The 6,030-nt window shown below is 65.3% G+C and carries 5 protein-coding genes; 4 read left to right on the top strand and 1 reads right to left on the bottom strand.

The genetic code is table 11. The features are described 5' to 3' along the window. From HP546_RS24255 to HP546_RS24265, 3 genes are all read left to right on the top strand, one after another. Positions 1-469, top strand: a 469-nt coding sequence (locus HP546_RS24255; RefSeq protein WP_172230520.1) for a response regulator transcription factor, incomplete at its 5' end; no start/stop codon positions are given. After that, positions 466-1,788 (top strand): ATP-binding protein, encoded by a 1,323-nt coding sequence (locus tag HP546_RS24260; RefSeq protein ID WP_172230523.1) that lies wholly within the window; start codon positions 466-468, stop codon positions 1,786-1,788. The genes HP546_RS24255 and HP546_RS24260, both read left to right, overlap by 4 nt. 125 nt (positions 1,789-1,913) lie before the next feature. Then, positions 1,914-3,305, top strand: coding sequence for an aspartate aminotransferase family protein (locus HP546_RS24265; protein ID WP_172230526.1), 1,392 nt, complete (start codon positions 1,914-1,916; stop codon positions 3,303-3,305). Positions 3,306-3,641: 336 nt separating this feature from the next. Here the strand turns inward: HP546_RS24265 and HP546_RS24270 are convergent, their stop codons facing one another. Beyond that, the gene (locus HP546_RS24270) at positions 3,642-4,763 is read right to left on the bottom strand and encodes a cupin-like domain-containing protein (protein ID WP_172230529.1); all 1,122 of its coding nucleotides are present in this window, start codon (positions 4,761-4,763) and stop codon (positions 3,642-3,644) included. 141 nt (positions 4,764-4,904) lie between these two features. On the opposite strand from HP546_RS24270, the gene HP546_RS24275 reads away from it, so the two are divergent. Then, positions 4,905-5,873 (top strand): alpha/beta hydrolase, encoded by a 969-nt coding sequence (locus tag HP546_RS24275; RefSeq protein WP_172230532.1) that lies wholly within the window; start codon positions 4,905-4,907, stop codon positions 5,871-5,873. Positions 5,874-6,030: the final 157 nt, after the last annotated feature.

Consider the following 6,030-nt stretch of genomic DNA (forward strand, 5'->3'; position numbering starts at 1 on the left):
ACTGCCCGTGCTGGTGCTCACTGCCCGCGATGCAGTCACCGACCGCGTCGATGGCCTGCAGGCCGGCGCCGACGACTACCTGCTCAAGCCCTTCGACCTGCGCGAACTGGCCGCACGCCTGCATACCCTGCTGCGGCGGGTGGCCGGGCGGGCGGTGAATGGGATCGAGCACGGCCCGCTGCACTATGACCCGAGCAGTTGCGTGGCCACCCTGGCCGGCCACCCGGTCGACCTGTCCCGCCGTGAGCAGGCGCTGCTTCAGGCCCTGTTGCAGAACCCCGGGCGAGTGCTGTCCAGCGAGCAACTGAAAGACTGCGTGTACGGCTTCAGTGACGAGGTCGAGAGCAATGCCCTGAACGTGCATATCCACCACCTGCGGCGCAAGCTGGGTAACGGCATCGTCGAAACCGTGCGCGGCCTGGGCTACCGGCTGGGCCCGGCGCAGGCGCCGGAAGAGGCAGCATCATGAGCCTGCGGGTACGTCTGAGCCTGATCCTGGGCAGTGCCTTCGTGATCATCTGGGCGCTGGCTGCCGCCTGGATGCTGCGTGACCTGCGCCAGCAGATGATGTTTTCCCTCGACCAGCGCCTGGTGGCGTCGGCACGGATGGTCGCCGGGCTGATCGACCAGCTGCCGCAACCGCTCACCGCCAAGGGCGGCGAGGCGCATTTTTCCGCTGACCAGTTCAGCGTGCCAGACGGCATGGCCTGCCAGGTCAGCTCGCTGCGTGGCGAGATTCTGGCCAGCAACCACAAGCACGATGGCGCCATGGACGACGAGCGCAGTGGTTTCCGTGACCAGACCATCGACGACGCACGCTGGCGCACCTTCACCTACAACCACGGTGATGTACGCATCACCACCGCCGACCGGCACATGGAGCGCGAGGCGCTGAACCAGTCGATTCTGCTGGCGGCGTCGGCCCCGGTGTTGATGGCGCTGCTTGGCAGCCTGGGGTTGCTGTGGATCGGCCTGGGCAAGGGCCTCGAGCCGCTCAACCGCATGCGTGATGCACTGCGCCGACGGCGCGCAGACAGTGTCGAGCCGCTGCAGGTGGCCGGCATGCCCAGCGAGCTGCAGCCGTTGCTGGAAACCCAGAACCAGCTGTTCCTGCGCATTGCCCAGACCATCGAGCGCGAGCGGCGCCTCACCGACGACGCCGCGCATGAATTGCGCAGCCCGCTGACCGCGATCAAGACCCACCTGCAGGTGGCGCGCATGACCGACGGTGCCGTGCGCGAGCAGGCGCTGGAGCATGCCGAGCAGGGCACCGACCGCATGCACCGCACGCTGGAGCAGTTGCTGATGCTGGCGCGGGTGGAAGGCAGCCTGTCGTTCGAGGATGGCGTGCAGTGCAGCGCCGAGCAGGTGGCCCGCCAGGCCGTGCAGGATGCCGGGGGCGGTGACAACCGGCGCATCGTGTTGCGCCTGCCGGAGGAGGCCACGCAGATCTACCTGGGCATGCCCGCACCGCTGGCAGTGGCGGCGCTGCGCAACCTGCTGGACAACGCCCTGCGCCATGGCGGTGATGCGGCGGTGGAGCTGGACGTGCAGATGGCCGACGGGCAGGTGGGTTTCATGGTGCGTGACCATGGGCCGGGGATTGCCGAGGCGGACCTGGAGCACCTGACCGAGCGCTTCTGGCGTAATGGGCAGAGTGGTGGCTGCGGCTTGGGCCTGGCGATTGTGCAGGCGATCGTGCAGCGCTGTGCCGGGCACCTCAGGTTCGACAGCCGTAGCGACGGGTTGCGGGTGCTGTTGCAAGTGCCGGCGCGCCCGGGGCATTGATTTCGACCGCCGCGAAAGGGCCGGTGCAGGTAAAGCAAAATCCGGTAACAACGGCTAAATCCTCCCCGCACTCAAGCGTTTCCCAAGCGATAACCGCTCATTCGCTTGCTTGCGAGGATTCACCCATGTCCACCGCTTCCAGCCTTGCCCAGGTCCCGCCGGCCAGCGCGCCGCAGCCTTTGTACGAGTTCAACGATTCGCCGTTGCTGCAACGCCAGCAGCAGCAGGAGTCCAACGCCCGCAGCTATCCACGACGCATCCCGCTGGCGCTCAAGCGCGCCCGTGGCATCTATGTAGAGGATGTCGAAGGCCGCCAGTTCATCGACTGCCTGGCCGGCGCTGGCACCCTGGCGCTGGGCCACAACCACCCGGTGGTGGTCGAGGCAATCCAGCGGGTACTGGCCGACGAGCTGCCTCTGCATACCCTGGACCTGACCACGCCGGTCAAGGACCGCTTCGTACAGGACTTGTTCGGCATCCTGCCAGAAGCCCTGCGCCGCGAGGCCAAGGTACAGTTCTGCGGCCCGTCCGGCACCGACGCGGTGGAGGCGGCGCTCAAGCTGGTTCGCATCGCCACCGGCCGCAGCACGGTGCTGGCCTTCCACGGCGCCTACCATGGCATGAGCCAGGGCGCCTTGAGCCTGATGGGCAGCCATGGGCCGAAACAGCCGCTGGGGGCCTTGCTTGGCAACGGTGTACAGTTCATGCCGTACCCTTACGATTACCGTTGCCCGTTCGGCCTGGGCGGCGAAGCCGGGGTCAGGGCCAGCCTGCATTACCTGGAAAACCTGCTGCTCGATCCGGAAAGCGGTGTACCGCTACCGGCTGCGGTGATCCTTGAGGTGGTGCAGGGCGAGGGCGGCGTGGTTCCGGCCGCTATCGAATGGCTGAAGGGCGTGCGCCGTATCACCGAGCAGGCTGGCGTGGCGTTGATCGTCGATGAGATCCAGAGCGGCTTTGCCCGTACCGGGCGCATGTTCGCCTTCGAGCACGCCGGCATCGTGCCGGACGTGGTGACCCTGTCCAAGGCCATTGGCGGCAGCCTGCCGCTGGCGGTAGTGGTGTACCGCAAGTGGCTGGACACCTGGAAGCCAGGCGCACATGCCGGCACCTTCCGTGGCAACCAGATGGCCATGGCGGCGGGGTCGGCGGTGATCGATTACCTGGTCGAGCATCGCCTGGCCGACCATGCGGAGGCCATGGGGCTGCGGCTGCGCAAGCATTTGCAGCCGCTACAGAAGGATTATCCGCAACTGGGTGATATTCGCGGGCGTGGGTTGATGCTTGGAGTGGAACTGATCGATCCACAAGCGCCGCGTGACGCCCTGGGTTACCCGACGGCCAATCGTGACCTGGCCGCGAAAGTGCAGCGTGAGTGCCTCAAGCGTGGGTTGATTCTGGAACTGGGTGGGCGCCATGGCGCGGTGATGCGCTTTCTGCCGCCGTTGATCATCAGTGGTGAACAGATCGATGAAGTGGCGCAGCGGTTTGCCGAGGCGTTTATCGCGGCCGTCTGATCGATTGTCGGGGCCGCGCTGCGGCCCTTTCGCCGGCAAGCCAGCTCCCACAGGGACCTCATCAGGGCCGACAGGCGCTGAAAATGTTGTGGCGTGCACCTGTCAGCCCTGAGGCGACCCCTGTGGGAGCTGGCTTGCCGGCGAAAGGCGTGCACAGCGCGCCCGGCGATTTCAAATCAATCGAATGTCCCCCGGCGCGCAGCCCTTGATCAGGCTGCGCAGGCCTTGCTGCAACGCTTGGGTGATGCTGGCGGAGCTGGACATGCGGGGGGCTTTTGCAAGCGGTGTTCTTCAGGAGCGAGCCGCCAGCGGCGCAAATTAACTCCACCCTGGCGGTTACCACCCGCGCCCGGAGTTCACCCAGAAGTTCACCGACAGGGAAGTGGATACCGACTCCACCTGGTGGAACCAGCCCTCAGGCAGGAACAGCAGGTCACCGGCCTGCAGCACCACGCGTAGAAAGGGCACGTCACGCGCTGCCGGGAAGCGCTGGTAATCCGGCGCGTCGGGGTTGAAATCACAGCCGTCGAGGCCGCCTTTGGGGCTGGTCGACCAGGTGCCCAAGGCCGGACGGTGATGTGGCGCGGCGAGGATGAACGACTTCTGCCCCCAGACCTGGGCGAACAGGTTGTCGGCATCGTCGCGGTGCAGGGGTGTGAGGGTGCCCTTGGGGCCGATCCAGATGCGCGGCGCGATGAATTTGTCGCGGCTGAAGTACTGCGGGTGACGGATCAGCGTCAACAGCTTCTCTGGCACGATGTTGTTGCCCATGTAGGCAGGGGTTTCACCCGGTTTGGCCGGGGTGTCCAGCGACGCGATGAAGTCGGCCATGGAGGTGGAGCGGAAGTCGCGGTCGGTGGAGAAGGTTTTCTTCACGTAATCGCCGTGCCGGGTGATGCCCTGCAATTCGGCGAAGTGCTCCAGCGAGGCTTGCCGACCCATGGTGAACAGCGGCCAGTCCTGCAGCGCATCGCAGATGACTACTGGTTTGCCGTGCTCCAGGTGCTCGCGCTGGAAGCGCGCCAGGGGCATGTCGGTGTAGGCGATGCGTGCCACCTCGCGCTGCAGCGGTTGCGCGGCCGACACCCGTTCGCTCAGGCGCGCCGGTGTCGGGTAACGCTGGTTCATCGATGCCTTGGCAGTTGGCGTGCCGCGACGGGCGTTGCTGATAATCTGCGGCAGCAAAGTGGCCAGGCCCATGTTGCCGGTGATCTTCAGCCGGGCGCTGGCGAACAGTTCCTCGACGTTGGCCGTGCCGCCCATGATGCCGAGGAAGTCGCGCTCGGCCACTTCGATGGTGACATCCGGAGCGCTGTGCCGGCCGGCACCGGTGCGGCTGCTGTCGCGCACCTCCGACCAGAAGGCCCGGTCGTCGCCGAAGACGAACTGGAAAACGCCTTCGATGCCGACGGCATGGGCGTTGGCGAACAGTTTGCTGAGGATGCTCTGAAGGTCCACGGTAAGCCTCTGGCGGTCTTTCGTTGTGCAGGAATAACGAGTACCTGCACCAGCGATTTAGGCGTGTGGTGGGTAATTTTTCAGGCTGCTGCTACGTCCCGTAGGAATGTTCGCGTCACATTCTTCACCCAAGGAACCCACATGGCATTGCATCCTGATCTGGCGGCATTTCTGGAACTGGTCGAATTTGGCCGGCTGACGGGCAGGAGCCTGCCCATGCATGCGATGGACGTTGCCCAGGCCCGGGCCGAGTTCGCCGGCAGCTCGCAGGTACTCGACCCGAGCCCGCCCGGCAATCTCACGGTCAGCGAACTGCAGCTCACCGCCCGCGACGGGGCCAGCCTGGCAGCGCGTCTGTATCGCCAGGGCGATGGCGGGGATGCCTTGCAACCGGTGATCTTCTACCTGCATGGCGGTGGCTATGTGGTTGGCAGCCTCGACTCGCATGACTCGGTGTGCCGCCGTCTGGCGGCGCTTGGCGAGTTTGCGGTGCTGGCGCCGGACTATCGGCTGGCGCCTGAGCAGCAGTTCCCGGTGGCCCTGCACGATGTGCTGGATGTCGCTAACTGGCTGGCCGAACAGGCAACGGCGCTGGGCCTGGACAGCCGCCGGGTGGTGCTGGCAGGGGACAGTGTGGGGGCGAGCCTGGCGGCGGTAATGGCCATTACTGCGGTCGAACAGCCCGAAGCGCTGGCATTCAAACCGCTGGCGCAGTTGCTGTTCTACCCGGTGACCGATATTTCCTGCCAGCGTGATTCTCATCGCGAGCACGCCGAGGGCTACCTGCTGGAGACGCCTACCCTGGAGTGGTTCTACCAGCACTATGCGCCGCTGCCTGCGCAGCGCCTGGACTGGCGGGTGTCGCCGTTGCTGTCGACGCTGCGGACACCCTTGGCGCCAGCGTACCTGTTCGTGGCCGAGTATGACCCGCTGCATGATGAAGGCATTGCGTATCGGGACTGGTTGCTGGCGGGCGGAACGGCGGTGAGCTTTGCCCGGGTGGAGGGGTTGACCCATGACTTCCTGCGCATGTCGGGGATTGTCGGGCAGGTGGAGGGGCTTTATCGGGATGTTGGGGAGTGGTTGAAGGTGGTCGACGGTCAGTCATGACTTTCCAGCTTCCAGCTTCCAGCTTCCAGCTTGCAGCTTGCAGATATGTGCCGGTTTTGATGCAGCGAACAGTCCATTTGCGATGGCGACGCTTACTCACCTTTTCGCCCTTACGGCGAGTCACTTTTTTTCTTGGAAAAAAGTAACCAAAAACCGC

The sequence above is a fragment of the Pseudomonas sp. CM25 genome, assembly GCF_013179705.1.
Classification (GTDB): Bacteria; Pseudomonadota; Gammaproteobacteria; order Pseudomonadales; family Pseudomonadaceae; genus Aquipseudomonas.

What these genes read in the sequence shown, in the direction of transcription:
- HP546_RS24265 (WP_172230526.1), top strand. Translation starts at nt 1,914, where the DNA reads ATGTCCACCGCTTCCAGCCTTGCCCAGGTCCCGCCGGCCAGCGCGCCG.
- HP546_RS24260 (WP_172230523.1), top strand. Translation starts at nt 466, where the DNA reads ATGAGCCTGCGGGTACGTCTGAGCCTGATCCTGGGCAGTGCCTTCGTG.
- HP546_RS24275 (WP_172230532.1), top strand. Translation starts at nt 4,905, where the DNA reads ATGGCATTGCATCCTGATCTGGCGGCATTTCTGGAACTGGTCGAATTT.